This window comes from Fulvivirga kasyanovii (assembly GCF_009711405.1).
In the GTDB taxonomy this organism is placed as follows: Bacteria; Bacteroidota; Bacteroidia; order Cytophagales; family Cyclobacteriaceae; genus Fulvivirga; species Fulvivirga kasyanovii.
The window spans coordinates 1-18330 of the sequence record NZ_SMLW01000552.1 but is presented as its reverse complement, the minus strand read 5'-3'; the positions used below and the strand labels follow the sequence as shown (position 1 = coordinate 18330).

At 43.4% G+C, this 18330-nt stretch carries 15 protein-coding genes; 10 read left to right on the top strand and 5 right to left on the bottom strand.

The annotated features are described in order from the left end of the window. The first annotated feature begins 184 nt into the window (after positions 1-184). From E1163_RS31400 to E1163_RS13420, 3 genes are all read left to right on the top strand, one after another. Positions 185-313, top strand: coding sequence for a hypothetical protein (locus E1163_RS31400; protein ID WP_281353121.1), 129 nt, complete (start codon positions 185-187; stop codon positions 311-313). Positions 314-433: 120 nt separating this feature from the next. Beyond that, positions 434-1348 (top strand): TraB/GumN family protein, encoded by a 915-nt coding sequence (locus E1163_RS13425; protein WP_155172611.1) that lies wholly within the window; start codon positions 434-436, stop codon positions 1346-1348. Between the two features lie 128 nt (positions 1349-1476). After that, complete coding sequence (locus tag E1163_RS13420; RefSeq protein ID WP_155172609.1) at positions 1477-1968, top strand: DUF4494 domain-containing protein; 492 nt, start codon at positions 1477-1479, stop codon at positions 1966-1968. 71 nt (positions 1969-2039) lie between these two features. Here E1163_RS13420 and E1163_RS13415 read toward each other — a convergent pair whose 3' ends face one another. Then, positions 2040-2915, bottom strand: coding sequence for a bestrophin family protein (locus E1163_RS13415; protein WP_155172607.1), 876 nt, complete (start codon positions 2913-2915; stop codon positions 2040-2042). A gap of 134 nt (positions 2916-3049) precedes the next feature. On the opposite strand from E1163_RS13415, the gene E1163_RS13410 reads away from it, so the two are divergent. From E1163_RS13410 to E1163_RS13380, 7 genes are all read left to right on the top strand, one after another. Continuing rightward, positions 3050-3904 carry an SPFH domain-containing protein gene (locus tag E1163_RS13410; RefSeq protein WP_155172605.1) on the top strand — a complete coding sequence of 285 codons (855 nt, stop codon included), beginning with the start codon at positions 3050-3052 and terminating at the stop codon, positions 3902-3904. Between the two features lie 5 nt (positions 3905-3909). Beyond that, the gene (locus tag E1163_RS13405; protein WP_155172603.1) at positions 3910-4437 is read left to right on the top strand and encodes a hypothetical protein; all 528 of its coding nucleotides are present in this window, start codon (positions 3910-3912) and stop codon (positions 4435-4437) included. Further along, positions 4430-4600 carry a type II toxin-antitoxin system antitoxin gene (locus E1163_RS13400; protein WP_155172601.1) on the top strand — a complete coding sequence of 57 codons (171 nt, stop codon included), beginning with the start codon at positions 4430-4432 and terminating at the stop codon, positions 4598-4600. The genes E1163_RS13405 and E1163_RS13400 overlap by 8 nt, the downstream gene beginning before the upstream one ends. Before the next feature lie 28 nt (positions 4601-4628). After that, positions 4629-5426 carry a hypothetical protein gene (locus tag E1163_RS13395; protein WP_155172599.1) on the top strand — a complete coding sequence of 266 codons (798 nt, stop codon included), beginning with the start codon at positions 4629-4631 and terminating at the stop codon, positions 5424-5426. Positions 5427-5428: 2 nt separating this feature from the next. Next, a complete protein-coding gene (locus E1163_RS13390; protein ID WP_155172597.1) occupies positions 5429-6118 on the top strand; it encodes an alpha/beta fold hydrolase in 690 nt (229 codons plus the stop codon). 125 nt (positions 6119-6243) lie between these two features. After that, positions 6244-9174 carry a leucine--tRNA ligase gene (locus tag E1163_RS13385; RefSeq protein WP_155172595.1) on the top strand — a complete coding sequence of 977 codons (2931 nt, stop codon included), beginning with the start codon at positions 6244-6246 and terminating at the stop codon, positions 9172-9174. A gap of 3 nt (positions 9175-9177) precedes the next feature. Then, complete coding sequence (locus E1163_RS13380; protein WP_155172593.1) at positions 9178-9930, top strand: outer membrane beta-barrel protein; 753 nt, start codon at positions 9178-9180, stop codon at positions 9928-9930. Between the two features lie 588 nt (positions 9931-10518). Here E1163_RS13380 and E1163_RS13375 read toward each other — a convergent pair. The 4 genes from E1163_RS13375 to E1163_RS13360 all read right to left on the bottom strand — a co-directional run bounded on the left by E1163_RS13375 (position 10519) and on the right by E1163_RS13360 (position 18049). Further along, a complete protein-coding gene (locus E1163_RS13375; protein WP_155172591.1) occupies positions 10519-11412 on the bottom strand; it encodes a DMT family transporter in 894 nt (297 codons plus the stop codon). 366 nt (positions 11413-11778) lie between these two features. Then, positions 11779-12951 (bottom strand): PQQ-dependent sugar dehydrogenase, encoded by a 1173-nt coding sequence (locus E1163_RS13370; RefSeq protein WP_155172589.1) that lies wholly within the window; start codon positions 12949-12951, stop codon positions 11779-11781. Positions 12952-13188: 237 nt separating this feature from the next. Continuing rightward, the gene (locus E1163_RS13365; protein ID WP_155172587.1) at positions 13189-15594 is read right to left on the bottom strand and encodes an ABC transporter permease; all 2406 of its coding nucleotides are present in this window, start codon (positions 15592-15594) and stop codon (positions 13189-13191) included. A gap of 79 nt (positions 15595-15673) precedes the next feature. Further along, the gene (locus E1163_RS13360) at positions 15674-18049 is read right to left on the bottom strand and encodes an ABC transporter permease (RefSeq protein ID WP_155172584.1); all 2376 of its coding nucleotides are present in this window, start codon (positions 18047-18049) and stop codon (positions 15674-15676) included. Positions 18050-18330 lie beyond the last annotated feature (281 nt).

Here is an 18330-nt window from a genome sequence, read left to right as displayed (position 1 = left end):
AGTATTGTGTATTTTAGAGACATCGGCAAGCCAATACCCAGTAGGCAAAAGCAATAGGCAACTAATACTTTATAAAAAATAAGAAACAGTAGCCAATGGTAAAAACGCAGAAGTAAACCAGAAACCAGTAACTAGGCCCCAGTAACCAGAAACCAGAAGCCAGTAACCAGCCCCAAGTAACCAAATGAAAAAGATAAAAGCACTCTACAACAAGTATAAAGAATACATCAGGGTGGACCTGGTGATGTATGCGGCTATGTTTTTAATGATAATCCTGTACTTTCTCTATACAGCTCTTTTCGCAGCCAGATAGCTTTTTTTCGGTAATCGTAAAAAATTGATTATCAAAGCTCATCAATTAGCATATTAATACTGGTTTTTTACATAATGAACCTTATATTGTGGGTTGAATTCTTATGTAAAAAATCAAAACATGACTGGCCCCAATCTAAAAAGCTTTTTATTATCGCTAGCACTTATTATTACTGCTCCTCTGATCTGTATCAGCCAGACCGATGACAACGCTAATGCCGTACTTTGGGAGGTTTCAGGTAATGGTCTAAGCAAACCCTCTTACCTGTACGGAATAGTAAATTTCCTGCCTAAAAAAGAATATTCTGTTCCACGAAAGGTAAAAAATGTCATGAAGGATTGTGAGGTATTTGCAACCAAGCTTATCTCTGACAACTCTTCACAGAAAAAATTTAACAAAGCTGTAAGGATACCCAATGACGGTTGGATCAACGACTACCTGACTGATGACGAACTCAACCAGCTCAGGCTGCTTCTGATGATGAGGTATGATGTGCGCGAACATGCTTACCACTACAACTATAGCAGACTGCAGCCCATCATTCTTGTAACTGCCACCACAGCCTTAGACCTGGATAAAAACATCACCTTTCCTGAAGAAGAACTCTCTGACATAGCCAGAAAAAACAAAATGACGGTCAAAGGGCTTGGCACAATACAGGAAGAGATCGATGCATTCGAAAAATTCCCTATAAAAGACCAGGTTGAAGCCCTTAAATATACGGTTAACAATTTTGAGCAACACCTGAAAGACTACGACCAACTCGTAAAGTATTACATAGAAGACGAAAACCTGGAAAAGGTCAGCGAAGAAACCTTGAAAGCCACCAATAAAAGTGAACCGTTTCAACAGTACTATTACACCAACAGGATTAAAAACTGGTTCCCCGAGATCAAAAACACCATTAACAATAACAGCACTTTTTTTGCCCTTGGTGCGCCCTTTCTTGCCGGTGACAATGGCTTGATCCAATTGTTGAGGGAAGAGGGTTTTGAAGTAAAGCCTGTGTCCGTGACCAAAGAGAAAAATCAGTAAACTTGGCATTGCCGCTTCTGTTAAATACATTGATAAAAATTCGGGTATAATTCTAGTCCGGTAAATTATCGGTGATATATTTGCAGTCCTCGAAAAATATCTTGTAAAACAAAAAATCAGAAAGAAGAATGAAGACCTGGTACTCATGCAAAATAAAGCACAACAAAGAAGGGGACGACGGATTATTGAAGCAGGTAACGGAAGCGTTTTTGCTGGACGCCGTATCATATACGGATGCTGAGGCAAGGATCAACGAAGTTGCTGCCAGAGATATTTCAGGTGAATTCGCCGTTACGCATATAGCCAAAACAAACATTGCCGAAGTTATCAACTACGAAGACTCCGACACCTGGTTCAAATGCAAGGTAACATACTCTACAGTAGATGGTGACAGCGAAAAAGAGGTAAAGATCAATACTTACATTCTGGTTTGTGCCCTGCACGCAAAACAGGCATTTGAAAGGATTGAGAAACACTTTGAGAGCATGCTCGTACCTTATGACATTCCGTCAATCACTCAAACCAACTTTATAGAAGTTTACCCATATGTGGCTGACGAAATCCCTTCAAACCTCAAGCCTATTTCTGAGGTAGAGGTTGAAGACGAAATGGAAGGATAAACCTACGAACCATTATAAAAAGGGCTATCACCAAATCGATGATAGCCCTTTTATTTTGTCAGCTCTTCTTATTAATCCCTTAGTAAAATCTCCCTTACGTTATTTTTAATCTTTTCAGAAAGTTCGTCTATAGGCAGGTCATTGGTATCCCCGCCAAAAGGGTCTTCAATTTCCTCTGCAATCAGCTCCACGCTTACCAGTATAAAAAATATCAGTAATACGATCGGGATAGTCCAGTAACCAAACTCTGTAATAAAAGCAAAAGGTAAGGTTACTGTAAATGTGAAAATAAACTTTTTGATGTACATACTGTAAGAGTATGGAATAGGTGTATTTTTAATCCTCTCGCATCCTCCCAGAATATCGGAAAACTCTTTGATTTCTTTATCAATTACAAACAGTTGCTCACCGGTGAGTTCTTTGTCCTTGTACAGCTTATTTACCCGCTCATAGAGCATTAATGAGATCATGTTAGGGATATGCTCCTTACCTTTCAGTCTTTTCAGAAAATCCTCTTCAACAATATCCAGGTCAGCGAGATTTACCCCTTTACGCAGGTGCTCCTTCATGGCCACTACAAAGTTAGGGATCATCTGAGCAAAGAAGTTGCGAGAAGCAGTATCACTTTCAGGCAAAAATGAGCTTACTTTCGCCGCCAGATTTCTCGTATTGTTTACCAATAGCCCCCAGAGCTTCCTGCCTTCCCACCAGCGATCGTAAGCAGAATTTACCCTAAAAACAAGGAACAAACCCAGTACGATACCCAGAAGTGAATGTACCGCTGTAGTACTTACAAAGTGCAGCTTAAAATAATCCAGGATGAGATAAGCGATTCCAAATGTATATACCAACATAAAGATCAGGCCCGGCAAGAGCAGCCTGAGCACCTGTCTGCTGTAAGAATGAAAGATTAGAGCAAACCAGGCCTTGGGGTCATATTTTACCATAGAACAATTAAATATTTGAATCAGCAAATTAAGTCCAGAATTTCATAAAATCAAAACTATGTAACCACCCGATCCTTCATTGCGTATATTAATTTATAATAATATATTTATGATATCATTTTAATATCAAAACTATGAATCAGGAAAAAGAAACCAGTCCCATTTCAGGTTACATCATGTTGGCCGTAGTTGCTTTGCTCTTCTTTGCAAGCCTTTTTGGTTTGATCGCCATTAAAAATCCTTTCCTTGCTTTAGGTATTGTCATCAGCATCATTTTATGCCCTGGATTCTTCTTCGTGAATCCCAACAGTTCGCGGGTACTTGTGCTTTTCGGTGAATACAAAGGAACGGTAAAGAAAAACGGCTTCTTCTGGGTAAACCCTTTCTTTGTAAAAACTAACATATCACTCCGCGCCAGAAATTTTGACAGCGAACGCGTCAAGGTAAATGATAAGGTAGGTAACCCCATCCTCATCGGAGTCATATTGGTATGGCAGGTAAAAAACACCTTCAAGGCCGCCTTCGAAGTAGATAATTATGAAGAGTTTGTGCGTATTCAAAGCGATGCTGCTGTCAGAAAGCTGGCGGGTCAGTACCCTTACGATAACTTTGAGGACGATGAAGCCGAGATCACACTTCGCTCCGGACTGGATGAGGTTAACCATGCCCTGGAAGAGAACCTCAGCAAAAGACTGGATATTGCCGGCATCAAGGTCATTGAAGCAAGGATAGGTTACCTGGCGTATGCGTCGGAAATAGCCAGTGCCATGCTCAGAAGACAGCAGGCCACGGCCATAGTAGCGGCAAGACACAAAATTGTAGAGGGTGCAGTAAGCATGGTGGAAATGGCATTGGACGACCTCTCCAAAAGGCAGGTAATAGACCTTGATGAAGAGCGGAAAGCTGCTATGGTGAGTAACCTGATGGTGGTTTTGTGTGCTGATAAGGACGTAACACCGGTGGTTAACTCCGGCACATTAAACCATTAATAGAGATGACCTGCTTTAAAGAAGAGCAACCGCTGGGCACTGTTAAACTATGGACCATCTTGATGACGATATCCGTTGTGACAGTTGCCGGCATCATGTATGTCTTCTATATGCAACTGCAACTCAAACAGCCGGTTGACGACAGGCTGTCTGACCTTTGGTTAATCGTATCTGGCGTCATGGCCTTGCTTGTGATTACCCTGGTAGTCTGGCTGGTACTAGCTGGGAAACTACAAACAGAGGTAACAAAGCGGCGAATCCGTTATCGTTTTCCTCCTTTTATATGGAACTGGAAAATCATAAAAGCGGATGAAATTCAAAATTTTGAGATCAGCAACTATTATGCTGCAAAAGAGCTCAAAGGGCATGGGTACCAAAAGTTGGGGCAGGCAAAAGCCCTCAGCGTATCGGGTAATATGGGCCTGCGGCTAACGTATTATACAGGAAAAAAGCTACTTTTGGGCACTCAGAAGCCAGAGAAACTGAAAAGAGCGATGGAGCAATTAATGAAAAAGGGGGAAGATCATGGCTAAGAAAAAGCCTTTTGTATTGCGTATAGACCCGGATCTTCTGGAGGGCGTTGAAAAATGGGCGGCTGATGAATTTCGCAGCACCAACGGGCAGTTGGAGTGGATCATCCACAATGCCTTGAAGAATGCAGGGCGGCTAAAGAAGGGTGGTAAAAGTGGTAATTAATTCTATTTTTGTGACAAACTTAAAGCTTATGAAAAAAGGTATTGCGGCTGTTTTATGTCTTATTTCCTGCTGGTGCTACGGACAAAATGATTACGTAGTGACCATACATAGAGACACCATCAGAGGTGAAGTGCAAATATTATTACCTTCAGAAAGGTATGAGGAAGTAACCCTTAAAAACGATGAAGGCACTCAGCGGTTTAAGGCTTTCCAGTTTTTGGAAGTGGGCAAAGACAGCCTTGTGTACCGCACAGTTAAGTTTGGCGAGATCTATAAAATAATGCAACTGGACAAGGAAGGCTATCTGAGCCTGTTGTCATTTCGTTCAAATGGCAGTTATGCATTTGGAGCCAAGTATCTTTTGAAAAAAACCGGGGACGGCATAGAGGTACCTACACTGCTCTTTAAAAAGTTAATGTCAGACTTTTTATCGGACTGTGAAGAGGTGGAAAGGAAAATAGAGGACAAAACATACAAAAGAAATGATCTTGAACAGGTTGTTGAGCATTACAACAGGTGTATTCAAAGCCAGACGCAGGACATGTACACTGCTACCTCTGAAGACACCAAGGTAAAACCCCAAAAAGTATTGGAGCCAACTCCTGCCGGTGCTAAAATAGAGGCCATAAAGAAGAAGCTGCAAACTATCAGGTCGGCTGAGGCACCTGAATTGATGGTACTATTGAATGATATTGAATCAAAACTTGCCAATGACGAGAAAGTGCCAGGCTATATGTTATCTGCCTTAAAAGATCAGGGAGCTAAACTCAATGATGTCAATGCAGACGTAGCCGAATTAGTAGAACTACTCAAACAGCAGGATTGATCATGGCACAAACCCTACTCATTCTCCACGGAGCATTGGGAAGCAAAGAGCAATTGCTGCCCGTAGCACAAGCTTTAGGCTCCGGATTTAATGTCAAAAGCATGTCCTTTTCAGGGCATGGAGGCCAGCCACTCAACGGTCCGTTCGACATCAATAAGTTTACCCATGAGGTGATCGCTTTCATGGATAATGAGAACCTTAGTCAAATCGACATTTTCGGTTATAGCATGGGCGGGTATGTAGCCCTTAACCTTGCTTTAAAATACCCGGAGAAAGTAGGGAAAATATTTACACTGGGTACCAAACTGGAGTGGTCACCCGCCATTGCACAAAAGGAGATCAAGATGCTGGATGCCGGGAAAATCGAAGAAAAAGTACCTGCCTTTGCCAAAATTCTGGCCGACCGTCACGCCCCGGTTGACTGGAAAGAGGTACTTTGGCAAACATCCCAAATGATGATCGACCTTGGAGAGGGTGCTGCTCTGGCCCTGGATAAATTCAAAAAAGTAACACACCCCGTGGTTATCGGGATCGGCGATGAAGATAACATGGTCACCCTCGAAGAGTCTGAAAAAGTAGCAGGACTTTTGCCTCAGGGGTCACTTCATGTTTTCAAGGGGTTCAAACATCCCATAGAGCAGGTAGACGTAGGCAAACTTACCGGGGAGATCAAAGCTTTCATGCTGGGCTAGTGCCCCGGATGTCCTCCCCTCGCTGCCGCTTTTTCCATATTGCCAACCACCAACTTTTTCATCTTCATGTCCTGAATTGATTATAAATCTGTTAATTTTGCGCCTTTAATAAAGGCAGATAAACAATGGCAGAATATAATTTCAACGAGATTGAAAAGAAATGGCAAAAGTACTGGGCGGATAATGAAAGCTACAAAGCTGAAATTGATCCTTCCAAACCCAAATTTTATGCACTGGACATGTTCCCCTACCCTTCCGGGGCAGGACTTCATGTAGGGCACCCGCTGGGTTATATTGCCTCCGATATCGTTTCGCGTTTCAAAAAACTTAAAGGCTTTAATGTATTGCACCCTATGGGTTTCGACGCATTTGGCTTGCCTGCCGAGCAATATGCTATCCAGACAGGGCAACACCCTGCTGTAACTACTGAGCAAAACATAAAAAGATATAAAGAGCAGCTTAGAAATATTGGCTTCAGCTTCGACTGGGACAAAGAAGTGCAAACTTCTGATCCTAAGTTCTACAAATGGACCCAGTGGATCTTTATGCAGCTTTTCAATAGCTGGTATAATAAAAAAACAGACAAAGCCGAACCCATTGCTGAGCTGATCTCTGCTTTTGAAAAGGAAGGGAACACTAAAATTGAGGCCGTCTGCGACGAAAAAACGCCTCTTTTCAGCGCAAATGAATGGGCAGGGTATGATGAAAAGCAACAGCAGCAAATGTTGCTAAACTACAGACTGGCCTACCTTGCAGATACTACAGTAAACTGGTGCCCTGCTTTAGGTACTGTACTCTCTAACGATGAGGTAAAAGACGGCTTCTCCGAAAGAGGCGGGCACCCTGTAATAAGAAAAAACATGATGCAGTGGATGATGCGCATCACGGCATATGCAGAAAGACTATTGCAGGGCCTTGAGACCATCGACTGGCCGGAGCCTCTCAAAGAAATGCAGCGAAACTGGATCGGAAAATCCATCGGTGCAGAGCTGGACTTCTCTGTGGATGATAAAGGTGTCAATATCCGTGTATTCACAACCCGAATTGATACAGTGTATGGCGTAACATACCTTGCCATTGCCCCTGAAAGTGACCTGGTAGACCAGTTGGTTACCGAAGACCAAAAAGAAGAAGTCACCTCTTATGTTGAAGTGGCAAGAAACCGCTCAGAACGTGAGCGAATGACTGACGTAAAGCACATTACGGGAGCCTTCACAGGATCTTACGCCACACACCCGTTTAATGGTGAGAAGATACCTGTTTGGGTAGCCGACTATGTACTTGCAGGCTACGGTACCGGTGCTGTAATGGCAGTGCCCGCCGGAGATCAGAGAGATTATGACTTTGCCAAACACTTTGATCTGCCTATTGTCCCTATCAATGATTCTGCAAACATTGAAAAAGCCGCCGACCCCACAAAAGAGGGTAAGGTGATCAACTCTGATTTCCTTAATGGCCTCTCTCCTATTGAGGCTATGCAACGCGGAGTAGAAGAACTGGAAAAAAGAGGCATCGGTAAAGGCAAGATCAACTACAGAATGCGCGATGCGATATTTACACGCCAGAGATACTGGGGCGAGCCGCTTCCTGTATATTACAAAGACGGCCTTCCTTATTTGATGGATGAGTCAGAACTACCACTTGTACTACCTGAGGTGGACAAATATCTGCCTACTGAAGATGGTGCACCACCACTGGGAAGAGCAGAAAAATGGGAAACCAAAGAAGGCTACCCTATCGAACTAAGCACGATGCCTGGTTGGGCCGGTTCCAGTTGGTACTTCTTCCGCTACATGGATGCCCATAACGAAAGTGAGTTTGTAAGCAAAGAAGCCCAACAGTATTGGGAAAATGTAGACCTGTATATCGGTGGCTCGGAGCACGCCACAGGTCACTTACTGTATTCACGCTTCTGGAACAAATTCCTGTATGATATGGGATTAATCACTGTTAAAGAGCCTTTTAAGAAGCTGATAAATCAGGGGATGATTCAGGGAAGATCAAACTTTGTATACAGACTTACTCTGACCTACACCATGTCAACAAAATCAGAAGCTGCTGACAACCCTGAGATATTCCTCTCAAAAGGTGTTGTTGACCGGATCAAAAAATCGAATCTTACAAAAGCTGAATCTGAGATTATTCACAAACTTATCTCAGAAGGCATTGAAAATTATAATGCCAAACATGGGACTGACTTCGTTCCTAATGAGATCAATTTCAACACCATTACTCCCATTCACGTAGATGTAAACATAGTAAATAATGATGTGTTGGATATTGAAGCTTTCAGGAAATGGCGCGCTTCATATGAGGATGCTATCATCATAACAGAAGCGGACCGCAGCTACCTTTGCGGGCATGAAGTGGAGAAAATGTCCAAGTCAAAATATAATGTTGTCAACCCCGATGACATCATTGAGAGGTATGGGGCAGACACTTTGAGGCTTTATGAGATGTTCCTTGGACCTTTGGAGCAGTTTAAGCCTTGGAATACCAACGGCATTGACGGTGTGTTCAAATTCCTGAGAAAACTTTGGAACCTGTTCCACAATGATAAAGATGAGTTTGAAGTCTCGGATGCAGAGCCTACAAAAGATGAATTAAAGGTACTTCATAAAACCATTAAGAAAGCGCAGGAAGATATTGAACGGTACTCCTTCAATACTTCTGTCAGTGAGTTTATGATCTGTGTCAACGAGCTTTCTTCTTTGAAATGCAACAAGCGGGCGATTCTTGAGCAGTTGATTGTAGTGGTTTCTCCTTACGCTCCGCACATTGCCGAAGAGCTATGGCATAAGCTGGGTCATAAAACCAGCATTACAGAAGCTGCATACCCACTGTATGATGAGAATTACCTTACCGAAAGCCAACATGAATATCCGGTTTCCGTTAATGGTAAAATGAGGGCAAAAATGAGTTTCCCTACAGACATGCCACGTGAGGACATCGAAAAGCAGGTACTGGCATCTGAGGCCATTCAGAAATGGCTGGAGGGAAAATCACCTAAAAAGGTGATCGTAGTGCCTAAAAAGATTGTAAACGTCGTTGTCTGATCTATGGACAAGAAATTCATACTACTCTTTGCTATTGCCGCATGCTCATGGAGTGCGGCAATAGCTCAGGATTATCCTTACTATGACAAGAACTGGAAAGATTCTGTTAAGGATGAAACTGTAAAGCAAAAAGAACAGGAGATTGTGATCCAACAACCAGTGAGGCCGGAATCAAGGCTGGATGAGCAAGGAACGGTCAGGGCTTCTATCAATATAGGTGTAGGGGTCATGGACTCTCCGGAAATCAACGATTATATCCGTCAGGATCTTTCAGGCCGTGGGATCATTATTTTAAGTGGAAGCCCCGATATGACCTCAGTTTTCATGATTGGCGGACAGATAGGCTATGCCGTAAGCCCTCGCTTGCAGGTCAAAGGTATATTTGACTTTGCTGTCGGGATAAGTTCAACGGAATTGACAAACCAGTACTCTTATCAGAATGAGTACATTAACTACACGGCCACCAGGCTTTCTGTAGGCGCCGGTGCAAATTACTATCTGGGCCAAAGAAAAGTTAGTCCCTATGTTGGTTTGGCTTTATTATACCATAGCCTGTCATTTGAAGAGTTTAAGGGCGGAACTGTAGGCCCAAGAGGCGAAGCCGGAGCGGCATTCAACTTTAGTGACAGGTTTAAAATGGAAGCTTTTTTCCAGGCAGACGTTGCCGAAACCGAAGCGAAAAACCTGGGACAGGACATGACCATAGATTTTAGCACGATCAGCCTTGGAGCGCGTTTCCTGTTCAGGTTGAACTAGTTGCAGGACGTAAAAGCTAATATACTATATAACCTCTCCCATACCGTCATTCCTGAATTTTCACAAGCCAGCCTGTTTTCATGTAGAAGTACAATGAAAATATCAGGAATCTCCCCGATCGTGGTAGTACCCAAACCTTCTGTAGCATAACCTTCAAAATTTTCACCATTTGCCGCCTGCGTTCACCTATTGCCTACTTTACTTACGACTTCCCGTCTTTAGAAGCAGAATTGTTCTCGCTGGCATATCGCACACTCTCAAACCCGTCATCCATGAATTTTCTTAGTAAGATATTTCATCGCAACATTTCATAAAATATCAGAGATCTCTTTGGCGTGGCACAGCCTGAACCTAGCCTACTGAGTCAGCACTAACCTCTCTGATCCTGGCATCTGCTTAAACTTTCCTTCAGCACACTTAATCAGGGACCCAAAATCTTTGCTGCGCTGCGTTTGGAGTGACGTGGTAAAATTTCACCACAATTGCCTACTGCTTTTGCCTATTGCCGACTTCTTGTTATTGTCACGAGTCTCAAAGTAATGTTATTTGACCAGTGTGGTATATTCAGGCCAAGCAAGCACCTCCTCCCTATTTCTTCCGACTCACCAGTATAATACCACATATCACCACAACAGCACCAATGATCTGTAAGTAAGATAAGGTCTCACCCAGAAATATATTAGCAAGTATGATGGTAGATATCGGCCCGAGGCTTCCTATTATTGAAAAATTAGGCGCACCCAAATGCTTTATGGCATAAGAGATCATATAAGATGGGATTACGGTTGAGATCATGGCCATCAAAAAACCTAGCCAATAAACCTCAGCAGGGTATGAAAACACATTATCATATGAAGTCAGCAGGTAATGAACCACAACGCACACACAAGATATGATCATGGCGTAGGAAGTAAAGACAACCACACCGAATTTGGGTATTAAATAGCCACTGCCCACAAGGTAAGAAGCATAGGTAAGCGCACTCAAAAAAACCAGCACACCGCCCAGCAAAACATTTTCCTCTCCAGACACTCCCAGCTCCTCACTGAAAGTGATAAAAACACCTGCATAAGAAAGCAATATGGCCATCACCTGTACCCGGGTTGGAACTTTCTTAAAGAACAACCAGGTAATAAGGATCACCAACGTGGGATATACAAAGAGAATGATCCTCTCCAGGCTAGCTTTGACATACTGTAACCCCAGAAAATCAAATAAACTGGCCAGGTAATATCCGATAAAACCAAATGCAAATAGCCATAGATAATCCTTACCGGTAATCTTCTCAGGCGAAGATGGCCTTTTGATCAGGGCAATCGTGATATAAACCGGAAGGGCAAAGGACATCCTCAGCAATAGCAAAGAAACAGCCGGCACATCATACTCATAGGCCAATTTGACTATTACCGCTTTGGCAGAAAAAAATATAATACCGACTACGGCAACCATGACGGCTATTAACTGGGTTCTGGACAACCTCATATAAATGACTGCTAAGATTCGCGTGAATTTGAGCTTTTAATTGATAAAAACATAACACTTGAGGCATAACATTATCGACTCAGAGCTTGAAGCAGCCAGAAGATTTAAGGACTTACATCCTGCTGATCAAAGACGGGCAAGGCTCTCAGTCCAGATTAATATTTAAGCAGTAATATAACAATAGGCCATCTCAAATCGATTGTCCTTCCGTGGGGCAAGGGGTTGAGATGGCCTTTCCTCTTTTAAATCGGTATCATCCTAAAGACTAAGACACATCAAACGACACACCCACCGTATATCACAAGTCTGAAGACTTGAACTATCGTAGTTCCAAGTCTCCGCTACGCTAAAGACTTGAAACGGGGTTTATGATCCTGAGTAGGACAGCCTGTAAATTACGCCATTGGCATCGTCTGATATCAACAATGAGCCATCAGGAAGCATTGCCAGGCCTGTAACCCGGCCAAACTGCTCTTTATCATTGTTAACCAGAAAGCCCGTGACAAGGTCGGTTGCTTCTGCTGGTTTACCATCTTTAAAATTGATCCTGATCACTTTGTAACCTACAGCCTTTTCCCTGTTCCATGAACCATGAAAGGTTACAATAGCATCGTTTCGGTATTCTTCGGGGAATTGCTCTCCAGTATAAAACAGCATATCAAGCGGAGAGCTATGGGCTGTATAGGTTTTTACCGGATTGGTCACTTTCTTTGCGTATTCCTCATAGGTCATATTGTGCGGTGGCTCATCTGCAGGGTTGTGATGCCCCTCTCCATAAATATAAGGCCAGCCGTAATTACCTCCCTTTACCAGTTTGTTGAGTTCTTCCTTTTGCTGTTCATCACCCAGCCAGTCAATGCCATGATCCATTCCATACAGATCACGGGTGTTAGGCTCCCAGTCAAAACCAATAGTGTTTCTTAGTCCCTTGGCGTAAACTTCCCTACTCCAGTCTTTGGGGTCTGCCACTACTAAAGTTGCACTCTCTTCTCGGGTTTCGTCGCAGGCATTGCACGTGCTGCCAATCGAAATGTACAACTTGCCTTCAGGCCCGAATGCAAGGGTACGGTTAGCATGCTGGCCACCATCCGGCAGGTCAGACATAATTTTCTCAGGCTTACCCAAGTCGCCATTTTTATTGATTCGGGCACGGTAAACCTCATTGACCGTTACCATGTAGAGCCAGTCATCTTTTATATCCAGACCATGGACTTTATCCAATTGAAGCACCTTCTTTTTGACCTCTGCTTTGCCATCCTTATTATCATCACTAAGCAGATAAACATCTCCTGCCCTGCGGGTAACATAAACTTTTCCGTCTTGCGTTACAGCCATCATACGCGGCTTGCCCAATTGGTCCGCAAAGACTTCAATATCAAAACCGTCAGGAAGTTTAAGACTATTAATCCGTTCCTTTGTAGCCTCCACGGTTTTGGGTTTAAATACATGTCCTACAATTTTTTCGGCCTCCTTATTGCCCTGCCCTAACGCAAAGCCAGGCATGGCACAAATCAAAATAGCTAATAAGAATCTGTTCATAATATAGTTGGTTTTAATCTCGACCCTCAATAGGTCTCAAAAACCAGACAAATAAAGAATATTGGCTTTAGACATAGTTAAAGCGGGAATGGCTATGGAAAAATGGGTGCGGGTGTGGAGGAATGGAAACGTTGTTTGGGCAGCAATGTGCTTCAAAAAATTTACCCAAATAAAAAAGACCGCCAAAACACTCTGGCGGCCTGAATTAATTATTTACAAAATTGCTATACCCTTCTCCTATTCATACCTGAGAGAGCGAACGGGATTGACTTTGGCTGCTTTTAAGGACTGATAGCTAACCGTAAGCCATGCAATGACGAATGAAACGATGCCACTGGCGACGAAGATCCATATGCTGATCTCTACGCGGTTGGCAAAGCCGTTGAGCCATTGGTCCATAGCATAGTAAGCAGGATAGATAGCCAGCACGAAGGCTATAATGACCAACTTGGCAAACTCCTTTGACATTAAAGAGGTTACACTCCAGACGCTGGCTCCCATCACTTTTCTGATGCCTATTTCTTTGGTACGCTGCTCTGCCATGAACGCGGCCAGGCCAAAGAGTCCGAGACAGGCTATGAATATGGCTATAACTGTAAACACGGTGAATACCATACCCAGCCTTTGCTCTGCCCTGAAAAGGGCGTCGTAGTCTTCATCCAGGAAGGAGTACTGTAGCGGCTCACCCGGTGCATAACTTTCCCATCGGTCAGCTATGGTATTGATCACATCGTCAGGGCTTTCTCCTGAAAAGCGAGCATAGAGGATATTTCCTTCTTTGGTAAGCTGGAGTACCAACGGCCTGACATTCATCTTCAGGCTTTCAAAATTAAAGTCCTTCACCACCCCTATCACCTTCATTTCAACAGGCTCATCACCATTGAAGTTGATTATTTTTTCTTCAAGCGGATTTTCCCAACCCAATTCCTTCACGGCGGCCTCGTTTACCACCACGGCACCTGAGTCCGAAGGGAAGTCCCTTGAAAAGAACCTTCCGTCTGTCAGCTCAAAACCCAGGGTTTTCAGGTGGTCGTAATCACCAAAATAGGTGGCCATGATGTGGTCCTGCTCATCACCTACAGCCCTGAATATAGTAGTATTGTTGACTCCGGGCACCATGTTATTGGAATAGCTGGTACCCAAAATTCCACTGCCTGCATCGAGGTCATTTTTAAAAGCCGCTTTGTTGTTTTCCAGTCTGTCGGTGTCTTCGATGATCAGGATGTGTTCTTTATCTATACCGAGGTTTTTGTTCTGTACATACTGCAACTGCTGGTAGACCACCACAGTACAAATAATAAGCACAATGGAGATCCAAAATTGAAAAGTAACGAGAAAACTTCTGATAGAACCACTCTTCATACCGGCCCTCAACCGGCCCTTCAGCACCTCAGTGATCTTGAAGCCGGTCAGGTAAAACGCAGGGTAGCTACCTGCCAAAATACCCACAAACAATATCAGAACACCGAAAACTACGGCGATAGATGGCTCAGCCAGTATAGAAAAGGTCAGGCTTTTACCTGATAGTAAGTTGAATGATGGCAATAAAATATACACTACTGCAAGTGCCAACAAGGCCGCACCTATGGCATAGACCATAGATTCTGTCAAAAACTGAGCGATAAGCGTACTTCTCAAAGAACCTAAAGTCTTGCGAAGCCCCACTTCCTTGGCTCTTCCGGCCGACTTGGCGGTAGTTAGGTTCATGAAGTTTATACAGGCCAGTATAACAATAAAAAGGCCGATGCCGCCCAAAATAAATACGTATGATATGTCTCCCGGTGGCTCTGCTTCGTCCTGTATTTCGGATTTGAGGTGGATGTCATACATGGGGAAACTGGAATATTCGTAAATACCTCCTTCTGCCCTGAATTCTTTCAGGGATTTGCCCATAAACTGTTGTAGCACGGGAGTTACATTACGCTCCGTAATCGGCTCAAGTTTTTCGTCCACACTTTTGGCTGAGCCTTTTTCATTGAGCACATAGTAGGTGTACAAGCTATTGCTTAACCAGTTGCCTTCATTCATCCAGGGGAAAGAAGAGCTGGATAGTAAAGCGTTGAATTTCAAATGGGAATCTCCTCGTTCATTTTCCATTACTCCCGTTACCTTATAGGAGGTTTTGTCATTTCCGATAACGAGGGATTTGTCAAGTGCAGACTCATCGCCAAAATACTTTTGTGCCAGGTCCTTGCTCAACACGAGGCTGTTAGGGTCTTTGAGTGCGGTTTCAGGATTACCTTCCAATAACTTAAAGCTAAAAACACTAAAGAAATTGGAGTCGGCAGCCATGATCCCTTCTTCATTAAAAGCCAGGTCACCGTTCCTGAATATCCACTCGCCCATCGGGTTTACCCGTGTAGCCTCTTCTACTTCCGGTATTTCTGCTACCAGTGCTTTCGACATAGGAAAGCTGCTGTTTGCAGTGAAGATCTCCTGCCCTCCCAGTTTGCCATGGAGATTGATCCGGTAAATTCTTTCTCCCTTGGCATGAAAGTGGTCGTAATTTAACTCATCATAAATGTACATGGTAACAAACAAACAGGCAGAGATACCTATCGTAAGCCCCAGTATATTTATTACCGAGAAAAACTTGTGTTTTGTAATGTTGCGCAAGGCAACCTTGATATAGTTTTTGACCATAATATTATGTTGTTATTTTGTTTTGAGTAACCGTAAGACGCTAATAAACAGGTAGAAGTTACACGCCCTTCTGCATTTTTTATTCATCCCTGAGGGTCAGTGCCGGACTCATGGAAGCTGCGTTATAAATTTTAAAACCGACCGTTAAAGCCGACACCACTGTGATCAGTGCAATACCGGCACAAAAGGTTATCACACCGGCCCCGGTGTAGTAGGCCCATATACTCGCCATCAACGAATCGACCATATAATAACCGGCGGCTGAACCAAGCGCTGAGGCTATGATCAGAATGACCACAAACTGCTTGTTCAGATTTTTGGCAATATTTCCTACTGAAGCCCCCAATACCTTTCTTACCCCTATTTCTTTCATTCGCCTGATAATGTTCAGGGAAACCATAGTGAAAAGACCTGAGGCTGATAGCAAAGTGGCTATGATGCCGAGAAATATGAATAGCTTCAAAATATTGTTATTCACTGTTGTAGCCTCTTTCATCTCCTCATCCATATACCGGCCATTGTACAGTCGGTTCGGAAATATCTCCCTCCATTTTGACTCCATGTATTCATTTACTGCCACCAGGTTATTGGCATCAGCTTTTACAAGTATCCGGCGGTATTCTTCGGGTTTGTTCAGGCGCAGCATGGTGGGCTCCACCACATCCCATAAACCATTGCCATAGTAATCTTTAAAAACCCCTACCACATAAAGCTGCACGGTATCGCGCCACACAACCTTTTTACCAATGGCCTCTTCCCACCCAAAAGCTGCCATCATGGTCTCATTAACGATAACAGACTCTTTTCTATCTGTCTCTGAATCTCGCTGGAACGGCCTTCCTTCAAGCAGGGTCATACCCATTACGTCCATATAATCTTCACTTACTTCCAGAATATCAATCTCCCGTTCAGCATCTTCATAGCGTACAGGATCATTGATGTAGGTTGACATAATGTGGTGTTTAGTGCCTGTTATGGCCTCTATATCATTATTGCCGGCCAGGGCATTTTTATAAACTTCATATTCATTTTCACCATTGATGTAGGTGTAAATAATACCTTTCTGGTCAAAGCCGAGGTCAAGCTCCTGCTGGTACCTGGCGTTTTGGATGAAGGCAACGGCGGAGATCAAGGCTATGAGTGAAATGCTGTACTGGAGGGTAAGCAATGTTTTGGTGAAGCCTGTGGTGCCGCCAAATTTCATTGTACCTTTCAGGATGCTGGTTGGCTCAAAACTGCTGATGTAGAAAGCCGGGTAACTTCCCGCCAGAAGGCCGGTAACGAGCAACAAACCAAACATAAACAGGAAAAACCCTGCATTGCTGAGGTAGTTCATATCCAGCTCCAGAAACTCCCACATCTGGTTATAAGCAGGTACGAGGATCTCTGCCAATAGTATGGCCACTATACCTGCAAGAAAACATAGGATCAGGTTCTCGGCCAGGAACTGCCCCACGAGCTGGTTTCGACGGCTGCCCATCACTTTGCGAATGCCGATTTCCTTCAACCGGCGGCTGGACATGGCAATGGCAGTATTGGTAAAGTTGAATATGGCAATTAGAAGCACTAAAAATGCCATTACAGCAGGAGCAACTACTGCGGCTGTAGGCAGACTGTTTCTAAACCAATGGTTATGTACATCTTCGACTTCTGCCCTGATGGCCATGCCTGCGAAAGGATCAAGGTAAAACTCTGATACCTGAAAATCTTCCCTGGCCTGGTTTTGATTGGCTTTATATTTTTGAAGTTCCTTCTCTATAAACGGGATCTTTGATTTATCTGCCACCTCAATCAAGAGGGTGTTCCAACGTTTCCAGTCGTTTTCGTCAAATTCATCGTAGGCTTTAAAGAAATTGTCGAAATGCATAATGGCATCAAATTGAAAACTGGAGTTTGCGGGCATTTTTTCAAATACTCCTGCCACAATATATTCGAGTGTACTACTGTCAAGCACCTGGGTGATTTGTTTTCCCACGGCCTCCTCTTCTCCAAAATACTTTGTGGCCAGTTCATTGCTAATAAATATCTTGGATTTATCGGCCAGATCAGCTTTACTTCCTGATTTTAGCGGAAAGTTAAAAAGGTCGAAAAGGCCTTCGTCGGCATAACCTATTTCTGTATAGAATAAATCATCTTTGATACGGATATTGGAGCCATTAGGAAGATAGCGGATCACTTTCCCTACTCCTGCAATGTTGTCGCGTATACTTGCTCCGAGAGGCATGGGGGCTATACCATTCTTGGTCCGGTTTCCCTGAAAGTCCCTGATGAAATTTACTCTGTAAACATTACCAGCATTCACATGTTGCTGGTCGTAGCTGGCGTTGTAGTCATAATTGATGTATGCCACAATACAACAGGCCATGGCTATGCCCAGCCCGAAGACATTGATCATTACATAGGTTTTGCTCTTCCAGAGGCTCCTGAGCGTGATTTTGAGGTAGTTTTTCAGCATGGTTGACACTTATTTTGAGTTTGTTGATTTGTTGACCGTTTTGACCTTATTCCCTAAAGACTACCTCACATGCCCTAAGGTTGCTTGCATTGCGTATAATTTTTGACCAAGTACTTTGCAATACATAATAGCTTTTCACGTAAAATGGACACAAAAGGTTTCATAAGCACTTCTTTAACAAAGCGTTATGTTCTTATACCTTCTAAGTTGTTCCAATACTGGCAAGGGCATGTAAGAGCCGAACGGGTAGAAGATGACCTGTCGGGGGACAGATCATGGGA

Coding starts and splice junctions, on each gene's coding strand:
- E1163_RS31400 (WP_281353121.1), top strand. CDS start 185: ATGAAAAAGATAAAAGCACTCTACAACAAGTATAAAGAATACATCAGG.
- E1163_RS13425 (WP_155172611.1), top strand. CDS start 434: ATGACTGGCCCCAATCTAAAAAGCTTTTTATTATCGCTAGCACTTATT.
- E1163_RS13420 (WP_155172609.1), top strand. CDS start 1,477: ATGAAGACCTGGTACTCATGCAAAATAAAGCACAACAAAGAAGGGGAC.
- E1163_RS13415 (WP_155172607.1), bottom strand. CDS start 2,915: ATGGTAAAATATGACCCCAAGGCCTGGTTTGCTCTAATCTTTCATTCT.
- E1163_RS13410 (WP_155172605.1), top strand. CDS start 3,050: ATGAATCAGGAAAAAGAAACCAGTCCCATTTCAGGTTACATCATGTTG.
- E1163_RS13405 (WP_155172603.1), top strand. CDS start 3,910: ATGACCTGCTTTAAAGAAGAGCAACCGCTGGGCACTGTTAAACTATGG.
- E1163_RS13400 (WP_155172601.1), top strand. CDS start 4,430: ATGGCTAAGAAAAAGCCTTTTGTATTGCGTATAGACCCGGATCTTCTG.
- E1163_RS13395 (WP_155172599.1), top strand. CDS start 4,629: ATGAAAAAAGGTATTGCGGCTGTTTTATGTCTTATTTCCTGCTGGTGC.
- E1163_RS13390 (WP_155172597.1), top strand. CDS start 5,429: ATGGCACAAACCCTACTCATTCTCCACGGAGCATTGGGAAGCAAAGAG.
- E1163_RS13385 (WP_155172595.1), top strand. CDS start 6,244: ATGGCAGAATATAATTTCAACGAGATTGAAAAGAAATGGCAAAAGTAC.
- E1163_RS13380 (WP_155172593.1), top strand. CDS start 9,178: ATGGACAAGAAATTCATACTACTCTTTGCTATTGCCGCATGCTCATGG.
- E1163_RS13375 (WP_155172591.1), bottom strand. CDS start 11,412: ATGAGGTTGTCCAGAACCCAGTTAATAGCCGTCATGGTTGCCGTAGTC.
- E1163_RS13370 (WP_155172589.1), bottom strand. CDS start 12,951: ATGAACAGATTCTTATTAGCTATTTTGATTTGTGCCATGCCTGGCTTT.
- E1163_RS13365 (WP_155172587.1), bottom strand. CDS start 15,594: ATGGTCAAAAACTATATCAAGGTTGCCTTGCGCAACATTACAAAACAC.
- E1163_RS13360 (WP_155172584.1), bottom strand. CDS start 18,049: ATGCTGAAAAACTACCTCAAAATCACGCTCAGGAGCCTCTGGAAGAGC.